This is a genomic window from Cyclobacterium sp. SYSU L10401, from assembly GCF_010993705.1.
GTDB lineage: Bacteria > Bacteroidota > Bacteroidia > Cytophagales > Cyclobacteriaceae > Cyclobacterium.
The window spans coordinates 245,914-270,621 of record NZ_WOFO01000006.1; the positions used below are offsets into that span (position 1 = coordinate 245,914).

29 protein-coding genes, 1 tRNA gene and 1 pseudogene are annotated in these 24,708 nt (G+C 44.7%); 8 read left to right on the forward strand and 23 right to left on the reverse strand.

Translation table 11 applies throughout. The features are described 5' to 3' along the window. Window positions 1-92: 92 nt before the first annotated feature. Window positions 93-165 (reverse strand) — tRNA-Lys (locus GL182_RS15590). Between the two features lie 108 nt (window positions 166-273). Between GL182_RS15590 and GL182_RS15595 the strand changes: the two genes are divergently transcribed. Continuing rightward, window positions 274-999 (forward strand): hypothetical protein, encoded by a 726-nt coding sequence (locus GL182_RS15595; protein WP_163380702.1) that lies wholly within the window; start codon window positions 274-276, stop codon window positions 997-999. On the opposite strand, the gene GL182_RS15600 is transcribed toward GL182_RS15595, so the two are convergent. From GL182_RS15600 to GL182_RS15610, 3 genes are all read right to left on the reverse strand, one after another. After that, entirely contained in the window at window positions 988-1,617 is a 630-nt protein-coding gene (locus tag GL182_RS15600) for an LON peptidase substrate-binding domain-containing protein (RefSeq protein WP_163380703.1), read from the reverse strand. The genes GL182_RS15595 and GL182_RS15600 overlap by 12 nt on opposite strands. A gap of 134 nt (window positions 1,618-1,751) precedes the next feature. Then, on the reverse strand, window positions 1,752-2,390 hold the full coding sequence (locus GL182_RS15605; protein ID WP_240469852.1) for a hypothetical protein: 639 nt from the start codon (window positions 2,388-2,390) through the stop codon (window positions 1,752-1,754). Window positions 2,391-2,610: 220 nt separating this feature from the next. Beyond that, on the reverse strand, window positions 2,611-3,327 hold the full coding sequence (locus GL182_RS15610; RefSeq protein ID WP_163380705.1) for an HAD hydrolase-like protein: 717 nt from the start codon (window positions 3,325-3,327) through the stop codon (window positions 2,611-2,613). Window positions 3,328-3,482: 155 nt separating this feature from the next. On the opposite strand from GL182_RS15610, the gene GL182_RS15615 reads away from it, so the two are divergent. Then, window positions 3,483-4,061 (forward strand): HD domain-containing protein, encoded by a 579-nt coding sequence (locus GL182_RS15615; RefSeq protein WP_163380706.1) that lies wholly within the window; start codon window positions 3,483-3,485, stop codon window positions 4,059-4,061. Between the two features lie 35 nt (window positions 4,062-4,096). On the opposite strand, the gene hemH is transcribed toward GL182_RS15615, so the two are convergent. Beyond that, entirely contained in the window at window positions 4,097-5,128 is a 1,032-nt protein-coding gene (hemH, locus tag GL182_RS15620) for a ferrochelatase (protein ID WP_163380707.1), read from the reverse strand. A 320-nt stretch (window positions 5,129-5,448) separates the two neighbouring features. Here hemH and GL182_RS15625 point away from each other — a divergent pair, with 320 nt between their 5' ends. After that, on the forward strand, window positions 5,449-5,673 hold the full coding sequence (locus GL182_RS15625) for a hypothetical protein (protein ID WP_163380708.1): 225 nt from the start codon (window positions 5,449-5,451) through the stop codon (window positions 5,671-5,673). A 24-nt stretch (window positions 5,674-5,697) separates the two neighbouring features. Further along, a complete protein-coding gene (locus tag GL182_RS15630) occupies window positions 5,698-6,282 on the forward strand; it encodes a flavodoxin family protein (RefSeq protein WP_163380709.1) in 585 nt (194 codons plus the stop codon). A gap of 184 nt (window positions 6,283-6,466) precedes the next feature. Here GL182_RS15630 and GL182_RS15635 read toward each other — a convergent pair whose 3' ends face one another. The 12 genes from GL182_RS15635 to GL182_RS15690 all read right to left on the reverse strand — a co-directional run bounded on the left by GL182_RS15635 (window position 6,467) and on the right by GL182_RS15690 (window position 16,482). Further along, window positions 6,467-7,063, reverse strand: a complete 597-nt coding sequence (locus tag GL182_RS15635; protein WP_163380710.1) for a hypothetical protein — start codon at window positions 7,061-7,063, stop codon at window positions 6,467-6,469. Window positions 7,064-7,172: 109 nt separating this feature from the next. Continuing rightward, on the reverse strand, window positions 7,173-7,556 hold the full coding sequence (locus GL182_RS15640) for a hypothetical protein (protein WP_163380711.1): 384 nt from the start codon (window positions 7,554-7,556) through the stop codon (window positions 7,173-7,175). An 87-nt stretch (window positions 7,557-7,643) separates the two neighbouring features. Continuing rightward, window positions 7,644-8,222, reverse strand: a complete 579-nt coding sequence (locus tag GL182_RS15645; protein ID WP_163380712.1) for an OmpH family outer membrane protein — start codon at window positions 8,220-8,222, stop codon at window positions 7,644-7,646. 21 nt (window positions 8,223-8,243) lie between these two features. Continuing rightward, window positions 8,244-8,768, reverse strand: a complete 525-nt coding sequence (locus GL182_RS15650; protein ID WP_163380713.1) for an OmpH family outer membrane protein — start codon at window positions 8,766-8,768, stop codon at window positions 8,244-8,246. A gap of 2 nt (window positions 8,769-8,770) precedes the next feature. After that, window positions 8,771-11,482: an outer membrane protein assembly factor gene (locus GL182_RS15655; protein ID WP_163380714.1), complete on the reverse strand. Its 2,712-nt coding sequence runs from the start codon at window positions 11,480-11,482 to the stop codon at window positions 8,771-8,773. 84 nt (window positions 11,483-11,566) lie between these two features. Continuing rightward, window positions 11,567-12,310, reverse strand: coding sequence for an isoprenyl transferase (locus tag GL182_RS15660; RefSeq protein ID WP_163380715.1), 744 nt, complete (start codon window positions 12,308-12,310; stop codon window positions 11,567-11,569). A 71-nt stretch (window positions 12,311-12,381) separates the two neighbouring features. Further along, the gene (locus GL182_RS15665) at window positions 12,382-13,146 is read right to left on the reverse strand and encodes a DUF6089 family protein (RefSeq protein WP_163380716.1); all 765 of its coding nucleotides are present in this window, start codon (window positions 13,144-13,146) and stop codon (window positions 12,382-12,384) included. Between the two features lie 74 nt (window positions 13,147-13,220). Continuing rightward, complete coding sequence (locus tag GL182_RS15670; RefSeq protein ID WP_163380717.1) at window positions 13,221-14,096, reverse strand: NAD kinase; 876 nt, start codon at window positions 14,094-14,096, stop codon at window positions 13,221-13,223. A 6-nt stretch (window positions 14,097-14,102) separates the two neighbouring features. Next, window positions 14,103-14,768 carry a CBS domain-containing protein gene (locus tag GL182_RS15675; protein WP_163380718.1) on the reverse strand — a complete coding sequence of 222 codons (666 nt, stop codon included), beginning with the start codon at window positions 14,766-14,768 and terminating at the stop codon, window positions 14,103-14,105. A gap of 129 nt (window positions 14,769-14,897) precedes the next feature. After that, the gene (locus GL182_RS15680) at window positions 14,898-15,491 is read right to left on the reverse strand and encodes an anthranilate synthase component II (RefSeq protein ID WP_163380719.1); all 594 of its coding nucleotides are present in this window, start codon (window positions 15,489-15,491) and stop codon (window positions 14,898-14,900) included. Further along, window positions 15,475-16,020, reverse strand: a complete 546-nt coding sequence (locus GL182_RS15685) for a CvpA family protein (protein ID WP_163380720.1) — start codon at window positions 16,018-16,020, stop codon at window positions 15,475-15,477. Before GL182_RS15685 ends, GL182_RS15680 begins: the two co-directional genes overlap by 17 nt. A gap of 12 nt (window positions 16,021-16,032) precedes the next feature. Then, on the reverse strand, window positions 16,033-16,482 hold the full coding sequence (locus GL182_RS15690) for a GatB/YqeY domain-containing protein (protein WP_163380721.1): 450 nt from the start codon (window positions 16,480-16,482) through the stop codon (window positions 16,033-16,035). A 136-nt stretch (window positions 16,483-16,618) separates the two neighbouring features. On the opposite strand from GL182_RS15690, the gene GL182_RS15695 reads away from it, so the two are divergent. The 3 genes from GL182_RS15695 to GL182_RS15705 all read left to right on the forward strand — a co-directional run bounded on the left by GL182_RS15695 (window position 16,619) and on the right by GL182_RS15705 (window position 18,857). After that, entirely contained in the window at window positions 16,619-17,341 is a 723-nt protein-coding gene (locus tag GL182_RS15695; RefSeq protein WP_163380722.1) for a pyridoxine 5'-phosphate synthase, read from the forward strand. A gap of 6 nt (window positions 17,342-17,347) precedes the next feature. Further along, window positions 17,348-18,109, forward strand: coding sequence for an alpha/beta fold hydrolase (locus GL182_RS15700; RefSeq protein WP_163380723.1), 762 nt, complete (start codon window positions 17,348-17,350; stop codon window positions 18,107-18,109). Between the two features lie 448 nt (window positions 18,110-18,557). Further along, window positions 18,558-18,857 (forward strand): hypothetical protein, encoded by a 300-nt coding sequence (locus GL182_RS15705; protein WP_163380724.1) that lies wholly within the window; start codon window positions 18,558-18,560, stop codon window positions 18,855-18,857. A gap of 699 nt (window positions 18,858-19,556) precedes the next feature. Here GL182_RS15705 and GL182_RS15710 read toward each other — a convergent pair. Beyond that, window positions 19,557-19,778 (reverse strand): DUF2905 domain-containing protein, encoded by a 222-nt coding sequence (locus GL182_RS15710; protein WP_163380725.1) that lies wholly within the window; start codon window positions 19,776-19,778, stop codon window positions 19,557-19,559. Window positions 19,779-19,801: 23 nt separating this feature from the next. Here GL182_RS15710 and GL182_RS15715 point away from each other — a divergent pair, with 23 nt between their 5' ends. Next, window positions 19,802-20,515, forward strand: a complete 714-nt coding sequence (locus GL182_RS15715) for an SAM-dependent methyltransferase (protein ID WP_163380726.1) — start codon at window positions 19,802-19,804, stop codon at window positions 20,513-20,515. Between the two features lie 49 nt (window positions 20,516-20,564). On the opposite strand, the pseudogene GL182_RS24510 reads toward GL182_RS15715, so the two are convergent. The 5 genes and pseudogenes from GL182_RS24510 to GL182_RS15740 all read right to left on the reverse strand — a co-directional run. Beyond that, a pseudogene (locus tag GL182_RS24510) lies at window positions 20,565-20,888 on the reverse strand (type II toxin-antitoxin system VapC family toxin); the annotation flags it as partial. Next, window positions 20,878-21,045, reverse strand: a complete 168-nt coding sequence (locus GL182_RS15725) for a hypothetical protein (protein WP_163380728.1) — start codon at window positions 21,043-21,045, stop codon at window positions 20,878-20,880. The pseudogene GL182_RS24510 and the gene GL182_RS15725, both read right to left, overlap by 11 nt. Window positions 21,046-21,668: 623 nt before the next feature. Continuing rightward, window positions 21,669-22,169, reverse strand: coding sequence for a hypothetical protein (locus GL182_RS15730; RefSeq protein ID WP_163380729.1), 501 nt, complete (start codon window positions 22,167-22,169; stop codon window positions 21,669-21,671). Continuing rightward, window positions 22,166-23,305, reverse strand: a complete 1,140-nt coding sequence (locus GL182_RS15735) for a 6-bladed beta-propeller (RefSeq protein WP_163380730.1) — start codon at window positions 23,303-23,305, stop codon at window positions 22,166-22,168. Before GL182_RS15735 ends, GL182_RS15730 begins: the two co-directional genes overlap by 4 nt. Window positions 23,306-23,793: 488 nt before the next feature. Then, on the reverse strand, window positions 23,794-24,354 hold the full coding sequence (locus tag GL182_RS15740) for a hypothetical protein (RefSeq protein WP_163380731.1): 561 nt from the start codon (window positions 24,352-24,354) through the stop codon (window positions 23,794-23,796). Window positions 24,355-24,708 lie beyond the last annotated feature (354 nt).

Consider the following 24,708-nt stretch of genomic DNA (forward strand, 5'->3'; position numbering starts at 1 on the left):
ACAGGCAGCGCTGCTTCGGGATAAACTTCTCGCCCATTAAAGTGCATAAACCAAGAAAACCTTGCTCCAAAGAACAAGGTTTCTCTTTTTTGTGATCCCGCTGGGGCTCGAACCCAGGACCCTAACATTAAAAGTGTTATGCTCTACCAGCTGAGCTACGGAATCAGAACTTAAACTTAACAAGTAAAACCTGCTGATTATTTCCAAAGAAAACTTGGTTTTGCGCCTCGCTTTCCCGTAATTGGACTGCAAATTTAACGGACTAGATTGATAATGCCAAATCTTAGATGGATCTTTATTGTTTTTTTGTTGCCTTTTTCCCTGCTTTCGTCTTATCAAGCTGAATGTCAGGCTCAAGAGCCCATGACCCTTCAAAATGCGGATAGCCTGTTTTCTCAAAAGAAATACCAGGAAGCCTTGGGAATCTATGAACATATACTTTATGAAGAAGGTACCTATTCTCCAGCCATGCTCCTGAAAATGGGGTTTATAGCCGACGGAATTGGTGATTTCGGGCAAGCATCCCTTTATTTGTCCAAATACTACGAACACAACCCCAACCCAGCTGTCATCGAAAAAATCAAATCCCTGACCAATCAATCCAGGCTGGAAGGTTATGAAGTATCAGATCAGGACCGGTTTTTAAGCATTTTGGTGGCCTATAAAACCGAGATTACGGCTTCCTTTGCCTTATTGCTTGTGTTTTCCCTAATCATGGTCTTTGTCATGCCACAAAAAAGATCTGTATTCTATATTCCCGCCCTGATTTTTATGGTCCTGGCTTTTATCAGCAATAATTTTATTGAAAAGCCCGAAACGGCCATCATTACGGGAACCACGGTGCTGATCATGGACCAACCATCCGCTGCCGGCAAACTGGTAAAAAGGGTACAAGCCGGTCACCGCATTACCATTGCTTCCTCGCAAGACATGTGGTACCAGATCGAATGGAACAAGCGCAAAGCCTTTATCAGAAAAACAGACGTTTCAAAAATTTAGCGGATCCAGGTATTTAAAATGCCCGTTCATCTTGATTTTGTGTTTGGAAGATGCTATTTCTTTCAAAAGCGGAATGATTTTTTGGAAGTGCTCCAATAAGAAATCCAGACGGTCCTCTTCTTTGGCTATGGTCAAAAGTGTATATTCTTCAACGGGCTTCAATCCGATTTTATGGGCAAAGGTAAATGAGTTCAAGCCGTTTAGTTCTTCTGGCTTCATTGGCTGCTCCATGAGGTTAAAAAGAATTTCCAGGTTTTTGCTAAACGCTGTCTTTTTTTCGATAGAAGCCCTATTGTCCAAAGCCATAAATTCCACCTTGCCCCCAGCGTAGAGCTTTCCCTGCATGGGATTGTAGAAATCCAGAATTTTAAACGTTTTCAGTCCTTTTGATTTGATATCCATCCTGCCGTCCTCATACTTTTTGCTCACTTCCACCAGCCTCATTTCCGTTCCCAGAGGCATCAGTTTATCCAAATAGGTAGATATACCAAAAGTCTGCCCTTTTTCCAGACAATCATTGATAAGTTGCTTGTAGCGTGGCTCAAATATATGGAGGTGCAGGTCTTCTTTAGGAAAAGCAACTAATTTCAGGGGAAAAAGAGCCAATTCTTGCATCATTATCAAATCGGTTAATACTGCCATTCATGTGATTATTCGATTAAATAACCCGGGATTCTCGGGATGGTTTATGAATAGCCTAAATTTGCCTGGGGATTAACCGATAAAGCAAAAAGTAATTCAAATGGTTACATTTACTCACTACCTTCCTCTTCTTCCGCATCTACCATAGAAAGTATCTCTCCGGGAGACATATACAAGGTTTCTATTTTTCTTTTATAATCTTCAGGCAGTTTTTCGTGATTTAAGACAAAGTTTTTGGTAGCAATGATCTTTTCTCCCAGACCAAAAGCTACGGCATAGCTGTCAGCGGCAATTTCGGCTTCGCTGACAAAAGTTTTTGAAAGGTAATATTTGACTCCGAAACCCAGCATATCCAGGGTATTTCGCTCCAGGTAATCCTGTATGTGCCCGAGCTCATGCCCTATCCAGCCCAATAAGACTTCCTTTGGGAGGTTTTCTATGGGAATGGCCTCATCCTCCAAAGCGAGGTAGCGGCTGATCTTGATCCGGTAGCCGCGTTTCGCCTTACCTGAAAATAGCAGGGAACCGATTTTTGGTTGTGCCTGCATGACAGATCCATGAATATTTTTCTTGAATTGGAAGTCTATTTCCGTTTGAAATAGATCCGGAAAATGGGACAATGCTTCCAGGGTAATGTCCCGTATTTCAAGCGGAATGCTTTTATTGGTAGCAAAACGTTCTAAATCATCATTAGAAGCCGCATCAGCTACTGCTTTGACCACAGGTTCTTTTTTGCTGAATACTTCCATAGAATTGTAAATCAACAAAAAGTTTATAGAAAAAAGCGCATTAAATATTAAATATGTCATGTTATTTCCTTCTTTATTCTTCTTAAAATACATATATGACGAATCATATCCAAAAATGTTAGTAAAAAAATAGTCGTTTTGGTTGCAAGCACCTGCGTAAAGCGTAGTATAGAACCCAAACCTACTTCAAATTTCTTGCATCAACTTATTGATTACATGGTTAATCCTGCTTTGCGGCCATCTCCTGCTCCACCAATGGCAGGATTTCACTTAGTCGCTGTACAATTTGGGTGGGGCTATGGGACTTTAGTTGCTCCTCGGTATGAGCCCCGGTGGTCACGGCAATGCTCATCAGGCAGCCTGAATTCAAACCTTCCTGTATATCCAAAGCTGTATCTCCAACTTTTATTACTTCAAGTGGGCTCCCTATTCCCAGTGCGGCCATCATTTTTAATATCATGTCAGGATAGGGACGTCCCTTTTTAACCTCATCGCTACAAACGGTAATGTCGATCAGGGGATGTCCGTTCCAGCCAATCCTATCGAGAATCGCCTCGGTGATATCTCTGCTGAAACTGGTATCCAGGCCTACCTTTATGCCCATTTGTTGCAAGGATTCAAACACTTCCAGGGCATCCTCCATAGGTCTGATGTCAGGATTTTGCTGGTAAAATTGTATCATTTCGGCCACAAAACTCTTATGAATCTTATCTAACATCGCCGCTGTAACCGCTACGCCAGGGCTACTATGGTTTTGCAGCATCTCCCGAATGGCCTGTGGTTTGGGATAACCCATTCTTTCATTGGCCTCTTCCAGGCTAACATTTTCATAGCCTTGCTTAGAAAAAGCCTTTTGAAAAGCCTGTGCCACATAGCTTTGGTCCTTAATGGTGGTTCCGGCCATGTCAAAGACGGCCAGCTTGATGGGATTCTTCATAAATAATACAGTGGTATGGCTACAATTTTGTGGTCAAAATACCTAAAAATTACCGGATTATAAAGCTCCGGAACATCAAGCTTCCGTTAATTTTTTACTCACCCGCAATAGGCTTTCATGTAGAAACTGATTATTTTCAGGAAAAATATGTTACCATGACCCAGTTCTCCTCTCAGGCCAAAATTGATGCCGTATTTGGCTTGTATGAATCTTATGGCAATGCCGATTATATCGGCGAACCGGTATCCCAAATGGAACACATGTGTCAGGCCGCCCAGTTGGCGGAGCAAGAAGGATATGGGGTGGAGGTAATTTTGGCGGCTTTTTTCCATGATTTGGGGCACCTGTTTGCCCAGCAGCAGGAGTTGGATGAAATGGATGGTTTTGGGGTACTGAACCACGAAAAACTGGGGGCGGAGTATTTAAGGGAGCTCGGATTTCCTGAACTGATCGCCTTTCTGGTGGAAAGCCATGTGGCGGCCAAACGCTACCTGACTTACAAAGACCCGGCATATTATAGCAAATTATCTGAAGCCAGCAAACAAACCCTCAAGTTTCAGGGGGGTGTCATGACAGCAGCCGAGGCAAAGGCTTTTGAAACGGATACCAACCACAAACTCGTTTTGAAATTGCGGGAATGGGATGAAAAGGCCAAAATCACGGGCCTTCCCCTGCCTGACCTGGAAAAATACAGGGAAATGGCAAGAGTCCTTTTGGAGAGGTATGCAGGCTGATTTGTTTCCGGAATAAGGAAAGATTCTGCTTTGGATTATTTATTGCTACTGACCATATCCTTGACACATTGCACCCAGGTATCCCGGGAGTTTAAGCTTGGTACCAGATCCCATTGCTCCCCTCCCAACTCCATAAACTGCTCCTTGTACTCTTCTCCGACTTCTACGGTGGTCTCCAGGCAATCTGCTACAAAGGCCGGAGAAAAAACCAACACTTTTTTTACTCCCTTGCGGGCCATTTCCTTTACTAAATCTTCCGTGTAGGGCTTGATCCAGGGATCCTTACCCAGGCGGGACTGGAAGCAGGTGACAACTTTTTCGGGAGGAAGGTTCAATTTTTCCGTGATCAGCCGGGTAGTATAAAAACACTGAGCCCGGTAGCAAAATTGGTTCTTCTTCGTGTAATTGGCACAGCAATCACCCAATTGACAATATCCATCTACAGATCCTTTTTTAATCTGCCTTTCGGGCAAACCGTGATAGGAGAAAAGGAAACGGTCGTATTCGCCCTTTGCGATCATTTCCCTGCCAAGTTCGGCCCATGCTTCCAGGAATAAGGGATGATCTACAAAATTGCTGATAAAACGAATATTGGGTATGATCTGCCATTCTCTGGCAAGCTCCATTACCCTGTCGATTACTGAGCCATTGGTGGCTGAGGCATACTGGGGAAAAAGGGGCAAGACGATAATCTCTTTGACGTTGGCCTTGTTTAGTGCTTTTAATCCATCCGCTATGGATGGTGACTGATAGCGCATGGCCATTTCCACCTGGTATTGGCTACTGTCCAGCATGGGGATCAATTTTTCCTTTAAATCTACGGTATGAAACAAGAGGGGTGATCCCCTTTCCGTCCACAATTTGCGGTATTCCCCCGCCGACTTGGGTGCCCGGAAGGGGGCAATGATCAGGTTTACCAGCATCCAGCGGGGTATCAGGGGAATATCGATCACCCTGCCATCCATTAAAAATTCCCTGAGGTACTTGCGAACATCAGCGGTGGCCGTGCTATCTGGTGTACCCAAATTGACTAATAAAATACCTGTTTTGGCTTTATTTTTATTCATGAGTTGTTGCTAACCATAATTGTAAATCTCTAAACCGAAATTACAAGCTTATGTTAGAAAAAACCAGTAGAAGTTGGCATTTTAGGATATTTCCGCCGTTCCGCTCCGCGGGATTTGCAATCCCGTGGTCCAGATATAAGGGGATTTGCAATCCCCATAACGTTTGCGTTCCAGCAGGATTGCAAATCCTGCATTATCTGTGGTCCGACATTGCAAATGTCGAACAGCACAGCTCCTCGGGATTTGAAATCTCCATAACGTGAACTTACATCATCCAGAACATTTTTTATTCCTATATTGCTTAAGTGTAAGACTTTTAAATGATGAAACTAGACAAAAAAGCTTTTGCCATCCAAAGTTTCGGGGAAGCTGCGGATCATCAAAAACATTATAAAAACCTTTCGGAAGAAGAAAAGAGGAATGTCTTTCTTCACCTGATGCAAGCTGCCTATGGATTTGTTGGCAATGACTGGCCTAAGGTGGTTAAGGATCATTTTGAGGTAAGAAACCTGATCAAAGCTGGAAAAAAACATACTTTAAATTAGATGATCTTGAAAATTTAATTGGCCATGAAGAATAAAAACCTCGGGCATCACCTGATTTTATTTTTTTTAATGATCCTTGGCGGAGATGTAATGGCACAGGAGTTTCCAAGCGTCCTTATTGCTTATTACTCCGGTTCGGGCAATACCCAAGCCATGGCGGAGGCTGTGGCGATGGGAGTGGAACAGGTCGAAAATGTCAACTACGTCATCAAATCCGTTGAGGAGGTGAGCGAGGAGGAGGTCTTGAATGCCTCCGCCATCATTTTGGGTTCCCCGGTGTACAATGCCAATATGGCCCCTCAGGTGCAGGAGTTTATCAACAGCTGGCCATTTGAAGGCAGGCCCTTAAAGAATAAGATCGGTGCTGTATTTGTCACGGGTGGCGGCTTTTCCCTTGGGGAAGAATCGGTGATGTTCGGCATGATACGTGCCATGCTGGTTCACGGGATGCTGATCACAGGTGGAGCCGAAACAGAGGCAGCATTTGGAGCTTCGGCCATTACCGGGGAAGGTGATTATACGGGGAAAGAAGTGGATACCTTGTTTTTGAAGAAAGCAGAAGGACTGGGAAGAAGAGTGGCAGAAGTGGTATTGAAAATGCAAATGTAGTCCCGAATGGATTCAGCTCCGGTGGATTTTCATTAGCCGTGGCGTGGACGTCAGCAGGATTACAAACCCTGCATTATCTGTCGTCCGACATGGCAAATGTCTAACAGCACAGCTCCTCGGGATTTGTAATCCGGTGGCCCAGATAAAGGGGATTTGTAATCCCCGGAAACTGAATTACCCTCCCTTATGGCAGATCAACGATCAGCTTCATGCGAAATGATCCTTCTGTAATCTTTAACTCGGTATCGCCTCGACCCGTGGTAGGGGTAATGGGACCATAGAGGGTAGCTTCAAATGTACCTTCAATCAGATCATTCCCTATATGGGTCAAAGTCAGACTGCCATTGTCAGGAATACTTATGGTTGGATAATTTTGCTGCAGCAGAGCTGCATTGTACATGTTGCCTTGCAAATCAGACCGGGTAAAAATCAGGCTGGGCAAATACGAGTTTTCGTAAGCCCTGACCCCTTCCTGCATCTGATAGGTTTTTTCTTCAAACACTTCTTCGCTCCACAGGGTAATGCTGAAAAAATCGCTGGTGCCGGTACTTCCTTCTCCCAGTGCCTGGATCAGTGAAGCGTATATTCCTCCATTGGCATCATAACTGAAAACCACGGAATGATAATCCATCACTTTGTATTCTACCCAGTCCCCATTGATTTTAAATTTCATAAAAAATTCCCTGGATGGGCTGGGTGCTTCACTTTTACTGCAGGAGCAGAGCAGGGAGAATGTGGCCAGAAAGAAGGCGAAATAAATTTTTCTTGAAATCCTGTGCATCGTTTTTCAGGAAAAATAGACAGGATTTATCAGTGGAAAAAGTAATAATGATTGAATGAGGGTTTCTATTGATTATTCGCTTCCCATCCACCATTAGCTGTGAAATGGTTTAAAGAATAATTTCCCCCTTCAGCTGATTATTGCTTTTATCGGCATCTTTGGTATGGATGATCAACCTGTATTTGAGTTTCTTTCCGGGTTGGTTGGCAGGGATTTTTTCACCTGAAGTATAGATCAGGGATTTTCCTGCTTCGAGTGCAGAGGTCTCTATTTCAAAACTCTGCATCTTGCCATTGACTTTAAAAAACACCCGGTAGCTTCCCGCTGGTGCTGTACTTTTCCCCAGGTTTTTAATGGTAAATTTAAATTCCCTGAACCCTTCTTTTTCGGCATCCAGGTACACTTCAGAGGCGCTTATGTCGAAATTTGGATCTTCTTGCGCATGAGCAGCAAATAGGGTAAAAAACGAAAAAACAAATGACCTTAAAAACATAACTTTTGACATTAATTGGCTTAAATATAGAAAAAGCCCGGCTGTTAAAACAACCGGGCTTAAAATTTTTTAAAGGAATTTAACCACTTACTGTCCGGATGGCGGAGTAGCACTTGGCATGGAAGGTTCTGGTTGCCCTGCGGCAGGTGCTTCCAGCCCCAACTTGCTCAATACCAAATCTGTGAACGGATCATCGTCTTTGGTGTAAAGCAGTACAGGAGCCTGTCCGGCCGACTCAGAGAAAACGTGGGTATAGTTGTTTTCCGCTGCTACAGTGTTGATGGCATTGTACACCTTGGTCTGTACTGGCTCCAACAATTCCTGTAGCTTCCGCTGATAGGAAGATTCCGCATCTTGCTGAAACTTTTGCATCTCCTGCTGCAATTGCTGCAGTTCTTGTTCCTTGGTGGCACGGGCCTCTTCTGTCATGGTTTGGGCCGACTGTTGGTAAGTTTGTACCTGCTGTTGGAAACTCTGATTTTTGGTCTGGATTTGCTGCCCCAACTGATTACTATAATCTTGGATATCAGCATCTATTTGCTCCATCTCCGGCATCAGGCTCATGATGTATTCTACATTGGTATAACCGATCTTGACGTCTTGTGCATTGCCTACAAAACCAAAGCATAAGATGGCTATTGCTGATAGGATGATTCTTGCTTTCATAATTGTTAAACTTTGTTAATTTTAATTGTTTTCTTCTAAACCTAATTCTTCTATAATAAAATCCGAGTAATCATGTCTTGGGTCTGTGTAAATGATTGACGTAGGACTTGATGCCTTGTCAAACAAAATAGCCAGCCCGTTTCTTTTGGAAACCCGGTCAATTGCATCATATATGGTCGATTGCAGGGGTTGAAGCAATTCGGATTGTTTTTGATAAAGCTGCCCGTTTTCTCCAAAAATCCTGTTGTTGAAGGCCCTGGCCTCTTTTTGCTTCTCTCTGATCAATTCCAGTCTTTCCTGGTACATTTCATCGGTCAGCAATACCTGCTCTCCCTGAAGGTCGCTATACATCTGCTGTATTTCTTCTTCCAAATTTTGTGCCTCTTTTCTCCACTCCAGACTAAGGGCTTCCATTTCATCCTGTATCTTCTTGTAGTCGGGATGTTTATTGAGGATATATTCGGTATCCACGTAACCCATTTTCTGTCCCATGAGGGCTAAAGGAAAAAGGGAAAGCAAAAGTAACAATTTCAGTGATTTTTCCATAATTATCTGAATTGTTGCCCGATGGTAAAGTGGAACATGCCACCGCTAGGTCCTGGGTTCGGATTGCTCATGGTTGGGATTTCGTCAAATCCATAGCCCCAATCTATCCCGAGTAAACCAAAGGCAGGCATAAATATCCTGGCACCAAAGCCTGCCGATTTCTTCAGGTCGTAAGGATTGTAATCGGCATAGTTGCCCCAGTTGTTGCCGGCTTCGGCAAAGCCCAGGAGGAATATGGTAGCTGAGGGATTCGGAGATACCAGAAACCGCAACTCCATCACATGCTTGTTATACACGACTCCACCATAGGGAATGGGTGCGTTGGCTTGTCCCCTGAACTCTCTGCCCGGTGTGATGGATTGGTTTTCGTAGCCTCTCAAGCCAACGATTTCCTGACCCAGGGCAAAGTTGTTCATGTTCATGCCATCTCCACCCAGCACAAAGCGTTCCAGGGGTATGATACCGATTCGGTCGCCATAGGAGCCTACAAAGCCCAGGTGCGTCCGCGCACTCAAGACCAGCTTATTCGATCCGAATACCGGGGTATACAGGGAGGCATCAAACATCCACTTGTGGTATTCCAGCCATTGATATTTTTCCTCATCCGGAGACTCCTGATTGAGTTCCCGATTCATGGAGGTATAGGGAGGCGTCAGGGAGGCACTCAAAGTAATGTTGGAGCCAAATCTGGGATAAATGGGATTATCTATATTGTTTCTGGCAATGGTGGTATTGAGGGCAATACTTCTCGCAGTACCTGTATTGTAGCTCAGGCCAAAGAAATTACCGTATTCATCAAAATCATATACCTGAAACTGCAGGCTGTTACTGACCTGAAAGTAATCGTCCGGCCAGGTTACCCTTTTGGCCAGGCCTATGGTAGCCCCGGTAATCTTAAATGCTCCCAGCTCCTGTCCGAAATTATTTCTGTTGAAGAAATCAATTTGCCGCTGTACAGAATGGTTAAAGCTAAAGCTCAAAGCGTTGGGCTTCTTCCCTCCAAACCAGGGTTCGGTAAATGACATGCTGTAATTCTGAAAGCTACGCCCGTTAGCCTGCACCCTGAGGGATACCTTCTGCCCGTCGCCTACCGGCAGGGGCCTCCACTTGGAGAAATCCTTGATATTCTTGATGGAAAAGTTGTTGAATGTCAATCCCACGGTACCCACAAAACCAAACAAACCACCCCATCCTCCGGAAAGTTCGATCTGGTCATTGGGTCTTTCTTCAAGCTTGAAGGTGATATCCACAGTGGCATCTTCAAAATTTGGCCGCATATCGGGTTCGATATTTTCCGGGTTGAAATAGCCGATTTGGGAAAGTTCCCGAATGGTTCTTACCAAAGCACTGCGGTCAAACTTCTGACCGGGGAGGATCCTGATTTCCCGCATGACCACATGGTCGCTGGTCCTTTCGTTCCCTTCGATGGCAACGCTGTTTACCGTAACCTGAGGGCCCTCGAAAATCCGCATTTCAATATCGATGGAATCGGCCTGCACATTTACTTCTACCGGGTCGATGGTAAAAAACAGGTAACCGTTGTCCTGATAGAGCGAACTGACATCATCTCCTTGTTGGGGATCGTAGTTCAGCCTTTTGTCCAGTTTTTCTTTATTATAGATATCCCCTTCAAAAATGCCCAGTTTGGCTTGCAGTTCTTCATCGGTATGTATGTAGTTTCCGGAAAAGGTGATGTTTCGGTAGTAGTATTGCCGTCCCTCTTCTATTTCAATGTCTATATTGATCCGGCTATCATCAAAGCGGTAGATGCTGTCAGAGAGGATTTCTGCATCCCTGTAGCCCCTACTGTTGTAAAAATCAACCACCGAATTCTTATCGTCCCGGTAGTCACTTCGGACAAACTTGGAGCCGTTAAAGAAATTGAGTTTGAAATTTTTGTTGATGTATTCCCTGATTTGATCCTCCGTCACCGGATTTCTTTTGGCGATGGCATTTCCCAGGTTTTTGCTATTGAGATTGAGGATGCGGGATACCAGGTCTTTAAAAATATACACCCTGGCATGTTCATTGGTCCCCTTCATCTTTTTCTTGATTCTCGGGGCGGTAATGTTTTCATTTCCTGCAATGCGGATTTCGTTGATCCTTACCTTGCTTTTTTTCTCAACATCAAAACGCAGTTTTACACTGTTGGGCAGCGTGGTATCTCTTTCCTGTACGACTTTTACTTCTGCGTTTAGGAAGCCTTTGTCCACGAAATAGTCCTTGATATTTCTCTGGGCATTGTTGAGTACATCATCCCTGACTACCCTTCCCCGGATATTGACCTTGTCTTTGAGTTCACCTTCCTGGGTTTTGTTGATGCCGGAAAATTCCACCCGGCTAAAACGGGGCCTTTCTGTCAGGTCCAGCAGCAGGTAAATGTCATCACCTTCAATTTTGGTCACCAGGATTTTTACATCTCCGATGATACCCTGAGCCCAAAGTTTCTTCAATGCTCCGGAGATCGCATCCCCAGGGACGGTAATTTCATCATCCAAGCGCAATCCTGCCAGCGAAATGATGGCAGTTTCGTCCAAGGTACTTAGCCCAATGGCTTCGATTCCGGCGATCCGGTAAGTTTTGGGATTGGAATAATCCAGATCTATAATATCTACCGGCTCTTGACGGGTATACCGGCTTTGTCCCAGTCTGATTTGGGCCTCTGCTACTCCGGTTAACAGCAGCAAGTAGATAATCAATATATGTTTTCTCATTTCAAACGATAAATTTTAATCCATTGTCCTCGGGACTTTTGGATTGAACTAACCCGGTAACCTGGGGTTTACTGGTGCCTGACTCTAAGGAGAGGGTCTTATTTGGGCTCCGGTTTTGCCAAATCGTCTTTCCCTTTTCTGAAAAGCCAATATGGCTTCGTGCAGATCCTTTTTCCGAAAATCAGGCCACAATACTTCTGTAAAATACAACTCAGTATAGGCCAACTGCCACAACATAAAGTTACTGATCCTGACTTCACCACTGGTGCGGATCAACAGCTCAGGATCAGGCATTCCTGCAGTGTTGAGACAGGAAGCAATCATTTCCTGGTTCACATCTTTTTCGGAAATTTCACCCTTGACTACTTTTCTGACAATTTTCCTGACGGCCTGACTGATTTCCCAGCGGCCACTATAGCTTAATGCCAGCACGACTGTCATACCGGTATTGGCTTTGGTCTCCTCCTTGCCCATTCTCAGGTGCTCCCTGCAGCTTGGGGGAAGGCTTTCGGTATCTCCTATGGTATCCAGGCGAATATTATTTTTCATCATGGTGGGTACTTCATCCGTGATGGCCTGTACCAGAATTTCCATGAGTGCATCTACTTCTTCCTTTGGTCTGGACCAATTTTCCGTAGAAAACGCATACAGGCTGATGTATTCTACCCCCAGCTCGGCCGACCCCTCTATGGCATCTCTCACCGCAGCAATGGCATTCCGGTGGCCAAAGATCCGCATGGCACCTTTTTTCTGGGCCCAGCGTCCGTTGCCATCCATGATTACTGCAATATGTTTGGGAATGTTACCCTTATCAATCGCTTCCTTCATTCAAATGTATTCTACTGATTGGAATTGAATTACAAAAATGACACTTCTTTTTCAAAAATTCTATCCTGAGGTCAATTATTAAAGGGATAGCATTTTACCTGGTGGAAGGAATAGCTTACTGTAAAGCCTAAAAAATAGTACCAATCCCGGTCGGAATGGTTGCCAAAGTTGATGGCAGAGGGATCCAGGGTCTGTTCCCCGGTGCCCGGATCTGTCCTGTACCGCTGGAAATAGTTGGCATCAGCACTGATTTTGTCCAGGTTGTCCGTGAAGGTAGCCTTGGCTCCACCTTCCAGAGAGATAAACAGGCGTTCCTTCAATTTGTATTTGACCCCGAAACCAAAAGGGATCAGTGCCGTGCCCACGGAATAACTACCTGGCTGAGGATCTGCCGTGTAGGACTGACCATTGCCGAAAAACATCCCATATCCCAAGCCAAAAAACCCAAAAGGGGAAAAGCGGGTGTTGGACTGGTGGCTCAGGTAATCCAGAAAATGGAATTCCATGGTTGCCCCCAACTCTACCATGGTGCCATTGAAATGGGCATCTCTGGCCAGAGCTACCGGGTCTATGGGTCGGATGCTGTCCGCTCCATTGAGTCGTGCTATGGAAATGCCTGCCCTTAAGCTCCAGGCATTGTCAAAATTTCGTCTGCCAAATAACGTTCCCTGAATTCCCAGTTGGGTCGGATCTATGGTCCGGATGATATCTCCGGTGTAGGATCCTGCTCCCAATCCGAGTCCTACCTCGTACTGCTGGGCATTAGAGGTGTTTACTACACCCAAAATGACCAAAATTACGGAAAGACATCCTGTATAAAACCTGGTTTTGTTCAAGTCGCTGCAATTTATAAACTACCCAACGAATAAAAAACCCATGACAGTATATGCTGGGTTAAATATTGTTAAAACTAATTTCTCATGTCATATCCCCAGTTCAATTTCTGTCTCAGGGTATCAAAAAAGCTGTAATTGTGAAACTTTACCAATTTGGCAACAAATTTTTCCTTTTTCACTTTTAAGGTTACTGAGGCATCTATGGGGGTGGACCTGGAATCTAAAGATACCAGGAATTTTTCACTTCGCCCTTCTATTTTAAAGGAGATTTCACTATCGTCAGATACCACTATGGGCCGCACATTAAGGTTGTGCGGACTTACCGGGGTGATGACAAAATTTTTGGCCAGTGGGGAGATCAGGGGTCCTCCACAACTCAGGGAATACCCCGTAGAACCCGTAGGGGTGGATACTATCAGGCCATCCGCCCAATAACTGTTGAGGTAATCACCATCGATATAGGTATGTACCGTAATCATGGAGGAGGTGTCCCGCTTGTGAATGGTAAATTCATTGAGCCCGAAATTCATCCCGTCAAAAAGGGGAATACTGGATTCCAGACAAACCAGGCTCCTGTCCTCCAGCGAATACTTGTCAGCCAGCAGGTCATTTACTGCCAATTCGATTTCTTCTTTTGCAATGGTTGCCAAAAATCCCATCCTACCGGTATTGATGCCCAATATTGGGGTTTGATGGGCTCCTATCAGGGAAATGGTATCCAGCAGGGTTCCATCTCCCCCAATGGAAAGGACAAAATCAAGGGAATCCAAGGGCGTATTTGAAGTTAGTAGGCTGGGCAATGCATGTTTTTTTGAATCTTTTCCCATGCATTGGTAAAGACTTTTGGTCATCAGCACCCTGACTCCTTGCTTTTCGAAAATTTGGATTAACTGTTGGATGTAGTTTTGAAACTCCGGTAGGATATTGATGCCGTGAAGTAAAACGTTCATGTAGATTTAAATATCTAAAAATCGTAACAAGTTACCCAGCCGGTCTTGCTCGCTATTGATGCCCCCCTCTTCTTCATAGTGGTCAATAATTTTATACCCGAAGCGCTCCAGAGTGGCTTTAATATGCCTCAATTCCTGCTGGTCTATTTTAAGGGTGACTTTAATTTTGCTGTCATCCAGGGGATCATTGGAAATAAAACTGCTCAGGACCTTGGCATTCTCCGATTCCACCACCCGGGCAATGTCATACAGACTGTAGTCTGTCATAAACATGGACAGGATCAATACCCCTCCGGGAGATTGGATGGAAATGGTATCGGTGAAGGCTGTGATTGCATCCTCTTCTGAGACTACTCCAAGGTACTTCAGGTCCTTATCCAATATGGCCACCATGCTCACCTGATTTTCCGAGGATATCCTCAAAACCTCATAGATATGCTTGTCCATCTGAACCACGCAAGAGCTGGCCAGCAATTCTACTTCTGCTATGCTCAGGTCCGGATTGTTGATTTCATATATGATTTCATCTGTGATAAAACCTTTAAAGGTTCCTTTTTCCACCACCGGCAAAATGTTGGTCCTGATTTCCTCCATCCAGGAAAGCGCCAGTTTGACCCTGTCCGTAAATTTCAGGGGGGGAATCAGATTGTTGATAAAGTCATTTGCCCGCATATAGCTAAAGGTATTAAAAGGATTCGTAAAATAAAACGCCTTTGCGCCTTCCTTTGTTCAATAAGTAAAAAATCAACCCGATATTTGGGGAAAAGGAAGCAATTTTTCTCCCGGACCAACTTATATTTCTTATTCCGCCAGTATTTTTGTGATTTTTTCCCGTGCATACAGGTCTACCCAATTACCTATGATTTTTTCTCCGCATGAGGTGAGATGGGCTTCAGGATGGAATTGCAGTCCTATCACCGGTAGGTTTTGGTGACACATGGCCATGATCTCTCCCTGTTCCGTTTCCAAAACCACTTCAAGCTCAGGGGGGAGTCCTTTCAGTTCAAGGGAATGGTAGCGGGTAACCTGAAACTGATCCGGTACGCCCTTCAGAAAAGCCTGCCTGGAGCTTTGCTTTACCCAGGATACCTTACCATGCATGGGACGGCTGCTTCGCTGCAACCGGGCGCCCAAATGAATCCCCAGGGCCTGATGCCCCAGACAAACTCCCAATACAGGTACCTTGTCAAAATAGCGGGCCACAATTGGCATCAGGTTGCCGGCACTTTCAGGTCTTCCAGGTCCCGGAGACAGTACCAGAGCAGCAAAATCCAGCTCCGACAAGGCATCCGGGGAAACATCATTCCTAAGCACCATTACTTCTTCCCCGGATCTTCTGAAATAATCTGCCAGGATATGCGAAAAAGAATCAAAATTGTCAATTAGAAGGATCACTACCGGTATTGTTTACAAGTTCTTTAATGGTAGCAATGGCAGCATCAATTACAGGGGTATAATCATCCAGAAAAGCTACCAGGTTAGGTGCTACCGGCACGATCAGCGGATACACCACTGCCCCCTCCCGCATTTCTTCGGGGACATCAAATTCAAAGGAATGGGCCACCCAAATCAACAAGCTGATCATGATAGACCATTTGGCAATGCCCAGAATACTTCCCGCAAAGCTATCAAAGGTGCCCAGGATGGTCAGGTTCAGGGCTTTTTTTACCAGGTAGGCCAGAATTCGTATGGTGATGGTGACGGCCAAAAATATCAAAATAAAGGCCACGAAAGGAAGCATAAAGGTCAGGCTTTCTACTCTTTCGGCTAAAATTTCGGCTCCCCAATGCATGAAGCGAAAAGCCAGAATGATGCCAATAAAGAAGGCCAGAATAGACAACAACCCAATAAACAGCCCCTGCCGGTAGCCGCTGAACGCCCCTACAGCGAGCATGCCCAATATGATGATGTCTATGGTGCTCAAAATAACTCCTCCTTAGCTTAACATTGCCTTTACTTTTTGGGAAATGACTTTTCCGTCTGCTTTGCCTGCCAGTTTTTTGGTAGCGGCACCCATGACTTTACCCATGTCTTTCGGGCCATCAGCTCCTGTCTCTGCAATAATGGCTTTCAATTCGGCTTCCAGCTCTGCTTCACTCAGCTGTTGGGGAAGAAATTCCTGAATGACCTGTAGCTCTGAATTTTCCAAAGCGGCCAGATCCTTGCGGTCCTGTTTTTCAAAAATTTCTATGGAGTCCTTGCGTTGCTTGGCTGCCTTGGTCAGCAGCTGTATTTCTTCCGATTCAGTCAAACCCTTTTCTCCGCTTCCCTTGGTTTCTTCCAGCAAGATCAGGGACTTAATCGCACGGAGCGCGCGCAATCTGTCCTTATCCTTGGCCAGCATGGCCTGCTTGATGTCTTTTTCTATGTTGATTTTTAAACTCATGGCTTTGAAATTTAGCTTTTTGATACCTTTACCTCCCTGATTTCAATATAAAATTAAAAACGCCTTAACTTTAACCGTATTACCAATGTTGCAGCAATATATTTAATTTAGTGCAAAATTAGCTGATATTTGGAACATGACGAAATTAAGTGTAAACATAAATAAAATTGCAACCCTCAGAAATGCCCGCGGCGCCAACAACCCGGACCTGGTAAAAGTCGCTCTGGATGCCGAGCGCTTCGGTGCACAGGGGATCACCGTTCATCCCAGGCCGGATGAAAGACACATCCGGTACGTTGATGTGATGGAACTGAAAGACAAGGTACAAACAGAATTCAATATCGAAGGCTATCCCGATCAGCGCTACATGGAGATTATCCGCCTGGCCCGCCCGGCACAGGCCACCCTGGTGCCCGATCCGCCCGAAGCCCTTACTTCCAATACCGGCTGGGATACGATCAAACACCAGGAAATGCTACAGGATATCATCGCTGAATTGCATGAATACGGAGTCAGGACCTCCATTTTCATTAATCCGGAAACCAAATACTTTGAAGCGGCCAAAGCTACCGGCACCGACCGGGTGGAATTATACACCGAGCCCTATGCCAGCAGATATCCTCAGGATAGGGAAAAGGCAGTGGCCCCTTATGTGGAGGTGGCTAAACTGGCCCGTGAACTCGGACTGGGACTAAATGCCGGACACGACCTGGACCTGCACAACCTGAAATACCTGAAAGAAAATATTCCCTATCTGGACGAGGTGTCTATTGGCCATGCCCTGATATGTGATGCCCTGTACTACGGCCTGGAAAACACCATACAGATGTACCGCAGGCAATTGGAAATTGAAAACTAAACACCAATGAAACTTAACTTTAAAAAAAGCGGAAAAGGAAAGCCACTGATCATCCTTCATGGGCTGTTTGGCTCTGCGGATAACTGGATGGGAATTGCCAAAAGCCTGGAAGAAAACTATACCCTGTACCTCATCGACCTCCGCAACCACGGCGACTCTCCGCATTCCGATGAATGGAACTACCAGGCAATGGCGGAGGATCTCAGGGAATTGCTGGATGCAGAAGGACTGGATAGCGTGTACCTGCTGGGTCACTCCATGGGGGGGAAAGCAGCCATGAAACTGGCCCTGTTGTACCCGGATCGGGTGGATAAACTGATTGTAGCCGACATTGCGCCCAGGCCCTACCCCGTCCACCACCAGCACATCCTGGAAGCACTAAACGCCGTGGACCTGGATAGCACCGATTCCCGGAAGGCAGCAGAAGCACAATTGGCCGAATACATTGATGAAAAAGGTATCCGGCAGTTTCTATTAAAAAACCTGACCCGCAAGGAAGGTAAGTTTGCCTGGAAGATCAACCTGCCGGTGATTACCGAAAAGATAGAAAATGTGGGAGAGGCGATCGAATCGGAAAAGCCATTTGAGAAGCCAGTCCTCTTTATGGGAGGGGCCAATTCGGATTACATCAAAAGCAGCGATAAGGATGCCATAGAAAACCTTTTTCCGGACAATCGCATCATCCACCTCAAAGATGCCGGGCACTGGCTTCATGCGGAACAACCGGATGCGGTAGTGGCTACTTTGAAAGCCTTTCTTGACGCTTAAGTAATCTCGCCATTGAAAAAAGCAGAAAGATGGGAAATGGGCCTCCGTGTCCGTTCACCTGCCCCAACCCCCTCCTGTTTTCAGGAGGGGAGACAGGGGGTGGTAAAAATACGTCATCGGTAGACCTACCGTCATCGCGAGCACAGCGAAGCGATCTGAATCGGAGCGGCGGCATTAATCCATCGGGAAATGGGAATAGGATCCAAAGGTCGTCCACATACCCCTTCAGACTGCCGCGGGTGCATAGCTATTTTCGATTCCTTTTTATTCCCGTATGCACCCTCGCAGTGACGACCAAACCCGTCATCGGTAGACCTAACATTTTTTTAAACGCAGAAATCGGGATGACGAAGAGTTTTCTGTGGTATATGCGAATCCTCCAGGCGGATATATTTTTAATTCCTTATCAATTGGTTACTTTTAAAATATTCGCAAAAAAAAAAGAACCATGAACGGCTTTATTAAAACCAGGGAACAGCTTAAGAATTGGAACATTCGTAGCAGTACCCTAACCCTGGCCATCTACATACTTTATGGAGTATTTTATCGCTTGGATCTGCCTTCATGGTACGAGTACTCCCTGATTGCCATTACCCTTTTTAACCTGGTGCTGGTAGGTGTACTTCTTTACATTAGTTTGGTAAAAAGGCAGCTGGTGGATCATTTAAAAACGGCTGTGTTTTTAGGTATTTTTAGATTGGCCATCAATCTGGTATTGTTGATGCTGATTGTGAATAATAGCTACTAAGCTGAGTTCTTTCAGTGACAAAAGGCCCCGTCGTTGCAGGAATTAACTTTTTAAAAAACGCAGAAATCGGGATGACGAAATATATATATCTATTTAAACTTCAACATATTATAAAATAAGTCATCGGTACACCTACCGTCATTGCGAGCCCAGCGAAGCGATCTGAATCGGAGCGGCGGCATTAATTTATCGGGAAATTGGAATAGGATCGAAAGGTCGTCCACATACCCCCTCAGACTGCCGCGGGTGCATGGTTATTTTCGATTCCTTTTTATTCCCGTCTGCACCCTCGCAGTGACGACAAGACCCGTCATTGCGAGCCCCGCGAAGCAATCTGAACCGAAGCGGGTCCATAAGTTTATCGAAAAATGACAGTAAAATCGAAATAGCGGTTACCTATCCCTAAAGACTGCCGCGGGTACCAAGGCGTTTGGTCCATCCGATTGAATCTACGTCTGCACCCTCGCAGTGACGACAAGACCCGTCATTGCGAGCCCCACGAAGCAATCTAAACCGGAGTGCTCACATAAGTTCATCCAAGAAAGACAGTAAAATCGGAAAATTTCCTGGCCTACGTTAATAACAGATGCCAAAGCGGGTAAAAGTGCAGGTTTTTTCTGGGTGCGAGTTTTCCAGGGTCAGAAGAAGGTCATTTTTTTTATGAAGTATTCATTCAGGCTCATACTGTTCTTTAACCCATTATCCTCCGAATTTTCTCCACAAATAAAGCAATAAGGTCAAGAGCAAACTGATGAGAATGCTTGTTCCCAGAGGAAAATAGAAGGTGAAATTTTCTTTTTTAAATACCATGTCTCCGGGCATCCCCTTGAAGCTGGAGAATCTGGGCAGCCACCAAAGCAGCAATCCGGTAATCAGTAGCAGCAGTCCGATAATAATAAGTATTTTTGCAATCGAAGGCATTCCATTTTCCATATCCAAAAATAATGAAAGCTAAGGGAATACTATACCTGATACCAAATGTATTGGCACTGGAAACCGGCCCTGATATCATGGGCCCGGTAGTGAAAAACGTAATTTCGGCCACCTCCCATTTCCTGGTGGAGGATTTCCGAACGGCCCGCAGGTACATCAGCAGCCTGAAATTGGGGATCAACCTGGAGGAGGTGCACATGGAAAAGCTGGACAAAAGTACCCCGGACCCGCAGGTAAGAAAACTCCTTGAACCGGCACTTCATGGGCAGGATCTGGGGATCCTTTCCGATGCCGGTTGCCCGGGGATCGCAGATCCGGGAGCCAGGGCGGTGGCCTGGGCGCACCGGCTGGGCATACGGGTGGTCCCTTTGCCGGGCCCCTCGTCCATGTTCCTGGCTCTGATGGCTTCCGGTTTTAACGGACAGTCCTTTACATTCAGTGGCTATCTGCCCATTGAGCGGAAGGATCGGATCAAGGCCATCAAAGCACTGGAAACCAAAGTGATCGGGGAAAACACCACACAACTGTTTATGGAAACGCCCTTTAGAAATAACCGCCTGCTGGAAGACCTGCTGGAGCAGTTGAATCCGCAGACCCTGCTTTGCATTGCCAGTGAGCTGACAGGAGAAGGGGAGAACATACAAACCAAAAAGGTAGCGGACTGGCGTAAGGAAAAACCGGATTTGCACAAGATACCGGCGGTTTTTTTGATTGGGTTGTCTTAAATAAAAACCAAAAATCGACCAAAATGAGATTCAGTTCCTCTATTTTTACCAACCCTTTGTCCGCACTCACCAATGGAAGATGGTAAGCAACAGCTGTGGAGGCAATAATGGCATCCGGTAATTTGAGATTATATTTTCTTTTGAGATTTATGGCAATTTCTTTTAGGTTTGAATTCAAGGAAAATTCAAAACAATCTTGAATTAGGGATCTTAGCTTGCTTTCCTCATCATCTGTAATATCCGGGTAGCCTAATAATTCGATTTCGGAGATAAAAGAAATCCCGAAATTGTACTTTAAGAACGGCTCAATTGTTTTGTTGCCTTCGTGTTCATTGATTAAAATATTTGTGTCTGCAATCAAATCAATCCTCATTTTCCCTGATCGCTGTTTGGTAGTTCATACCATCGATATTTCTTTTCAGTTTTCCAAAATGATCTTTTAAATTTCCATTTTTCTGGGTTTTATTCAGCTTTTCAGAAAGAATTTTTGGGATGTTTTTAGCATTTTTTTTATCAATAACCACTGCCATTTTTTACCGAATTTAATTTTTTCAAATTTACGCATTTAACTTTACTTTCGTAAATGGCTGCCCGGATTATCACTTTTTTCTCCAGGTGGAGGGAAAGCTAATAAATTGGTACAAAAAACTTTTGAAAAAATCTTGGAGCTATCGCTTATCCACATGCAAAGAACCGGGGAAAAATACCATGACGTCTGTTATAGAATTATAGTTTTTGTTGACGGCAAAGGATTGGCCATTGCAAATGGCCTTTTGGAAAGTAATTTCTGTTTACAATTTCGAAAATATAGGGCGATCATGGTTCCTTGTTGTTGCTACAACCCCCTTGCAAACCTGTCAAATGAACATTTTTTTTAACGGGTACTCCTGGTTATTCCAGCTGTCTTTTCAGAACGAATACCCAGCTATGTGCCCTATGTTTCTATGTGGTAAAAAATGACTTTCCTTTTTGAATTGGTGAAGAGGAACCACATAGTGCATATAGAACACATAGTTTTAAGGTAGTTGAATCACTGTGCCTGTACCGATTTGGTCCTGGAGCAGCCCAGCCAGGCCTTCGCTCAGCGTTTATGGTAAAAAGTAAAGAGGTCCCGCCAAGAGGGAAAAGTCGATTTGATAGCTTATCAGAAGGGCTATTTCTTTGCTAAAACAAGCTCCAGTTCTTCTATAAACTGCTGCCCCAACCCGATTTCTGCGCGTTTTATCGGATTGCCTTCTTTCAGATGAAAGGAATGTAGCACATCATATTTGGCAGTTACTGTGTCCAACTGATTTGCATGGTAAAAGCGAAAATCCGGATCGTGAAATGCAGGAAAGGGAAAATCCAGCTCCTTTAACTCATGAACCAATTTGTTCCGATCCTCTCCGGAAAAGTAGAATAAAAAGCCCACTTCGGGAAATTCTTCACGGAATTCTGCCCAACGAAACTTACTCGAAAACACAAAAAAGGAAGATTTGTCAAAATCATGGAAGACCACCACCTGGTGTGAGCAGGAAATACAAACACTGTCCTGTTCGGAACCCTGGTTTACAAGTTCCAGGTCGGCAGGTAAACTCATTTTTTCTAAGCGAGGACTGCAGGCAAGGCTTAGCGAGAGGGAGATAAAACACCCTAAGATTACTGATTTTTTCATGTGGGTTCTTTTACGCTGACCTGGATAATGACCGGATAATCGTACTCTTCCTCAGGAAGTTGATCCATTGGAAAAGCACCTGGAAATTGTTGGACATGGGCTTCTAAAATGGATCGGTAGGTGGTGAAATGTATGCGATCTTCCTGGTGTATGCCAATGGGAAAATAAAACAAACTTTTTTCATCCCGGTCGGCCCTGACTTTATACCTGTTTTCACCCTGTTGAATCAGCACTTGTTTAAAGACTTCGGTTCCCTTTTGGAACAGCACATCTGCGACCATCAGGGAATCCTGCCGGTAAATGGAACCAAAATTGGCAAAACCCTGCTCATTGATCATCCCGAAACCTTCCATGATGTCCATTTCCCAAAATGCAGCCGGCAGGGCATAGTTGCCAAAATCGGCGCGAAGGACGCGGGACAGGGTGTCGCCCTGAAACAGGTAGATTTCAGGGTTAAAGGATTCCACCAATAAAACACCCGAATTTGCGGGATAAAAATTTCTCTCGGTCATGGGCAGCATCTGGTTTTCGTAGTCGTTTTCCAGAAATTGGCGGATGATCTTCCCCTTCGGGTCCGTTTCTATCAGCCGATGGGTGACAAAGGGAAGGTTATAGCTTCCGTAAAACAAAAAACCATTTTCTTCCAGTCTGGCGAAGGAAAACGCGATGTAGGGCAATTCAAACAGTTTGGAAAGGCTCCCATTCAGTGAGACTTCGTAGACCGAGGTTTTATCGCCTACTGTGGAAAGCACCTGGATTTCATTTCCATTTACTGGTTCAAAGTCCTCCAGGGATGGAAGCATGCCGGGCCCTTCCCCTACCTCGGCCAACATGGTCTGGTAGTTTCCGGAACGATCAAACACATGGATTCCTTTTTTGGTGGATTCGTCCATAACAAAAGTCAGGCTATCACTGTACTTGACCCGTAAGTCTAATCCCACCAGGTTTTCCTCCACCGTTTCCAGTGGAACCCACCGGTCAATAGACAGGTCTTGGAATTCCAGGCTTTCGTAATCATCCAATCTGATCGGATTCTGGGAGCGGGTGCTTTGGTTGCTGGATTCGGTACAGGCGGCTATAAAAAACGGCAACGCGAGAAAAACGGCGACTATGGGATAGATGGGTTGTCTACTCATTTCTTGGGGATTTTTAGGGAAATAGGCATGACTAAAAGTAAATAATAAAACCCAAACGAAAAAGAAAATATTAGTTTAATTACAGATTTAAATTCTACCTGGCACTTTATGGAATGGCTTTCTCCCATAGGGGCTGGCTTACGCTCGAGACCGAAAAGATGGCTTCACTGCAAATAGAAGGTTGAAGTGGCATCGTTCACTTAGGCTGGGATAAAATTTTACATCCAGGATAGGGAAGTGGTTATTACTTTTTTTTGTTTGAAGCACTTGTATTGCTTCGGACAGTGGATTTTATTAGTTGACAAAAGGCCATTTATTCCAATTTTCCGCAGTTAACGAAAGTAGGCCAAAAATCAGGGAAGCAAAGGCCTTTTGGATCAGGTATACTAGCATTCCAACAATTCCTACCTACGGAAAAAGTTCCGGATAACCAGACAGAAGGAATTGCTCCGTAGGTTAATTTTCTTTTTCACTATAAAGAAATTTTATTAAAAACTCTTCCCTAAACTTATTCCTCCCCAAAGCGGAAGAAATTTTCGGTATCCTTCATTATTGAAGTCAAGCGAAATAAAGGGTGTATAGCCTACCCTGAAAAAGAAGCCTCCCTCAGGTTTTTGGTACCTGTAGCCTACCCTCAGGGGTACCACCGCATCCAACGTAACTTTATCTCTGAATTGTGAAGTATTCTGATCTTGTTCACCGATTACCGTTAAATAGGTCATAATGCCAGTACCTATTTCCAAATGATGGGAGGACCTGCCAAATAGGGCGGTAATTTCTAACGGTAGTGTGGGAAGCCAATGGACCGATTTGGATGTATTGTAAGGCAGCTCCGATCGGTCGTCTCGCCACATCGAAAAGCCAGCACTGGCTGACAATTTAAGTTTTCCTTTTTGGTGTAAGATACGGGCATAACTGGCCGCATACCTTCCCGCATTTCCTCCTACCTCGAGATAAACCGCATTTTTGGCGGTAAAGGCCTTGGAATCGGCTTGGGGAAAGCCTTCAACGACAGAGGCAAGTGTTAGCAATAGGAGAAAAAGTCGCATTTTGGATTTAACAAGACGAAAATTAGCCCCCCTCCGCATAGCCTTGAGCTTTTTCTGAATTCACTGTGTAAACTTGCTTCATAATGAGTCTATTAGTCAAATTAAAACGTTAATCCTAAAGTAAAACTAAAAATACCGTAAAACAAATGAATTGACTAATTTTTCAATCATATTATAAAAATACCAAAGATATGTATTATTGTTTCATCCAAAATAGGATTTTTATGTTTTTTAATTCAGGGAAAATGTATTCATTCCAATAATTTCAATTTTCTGAGATCACCCTGTTTTACAACTGATTATTGTGGTTCGATATAAGTTTTAGGCCCTTGCAAATGCCTTTCGGTAGGTGCC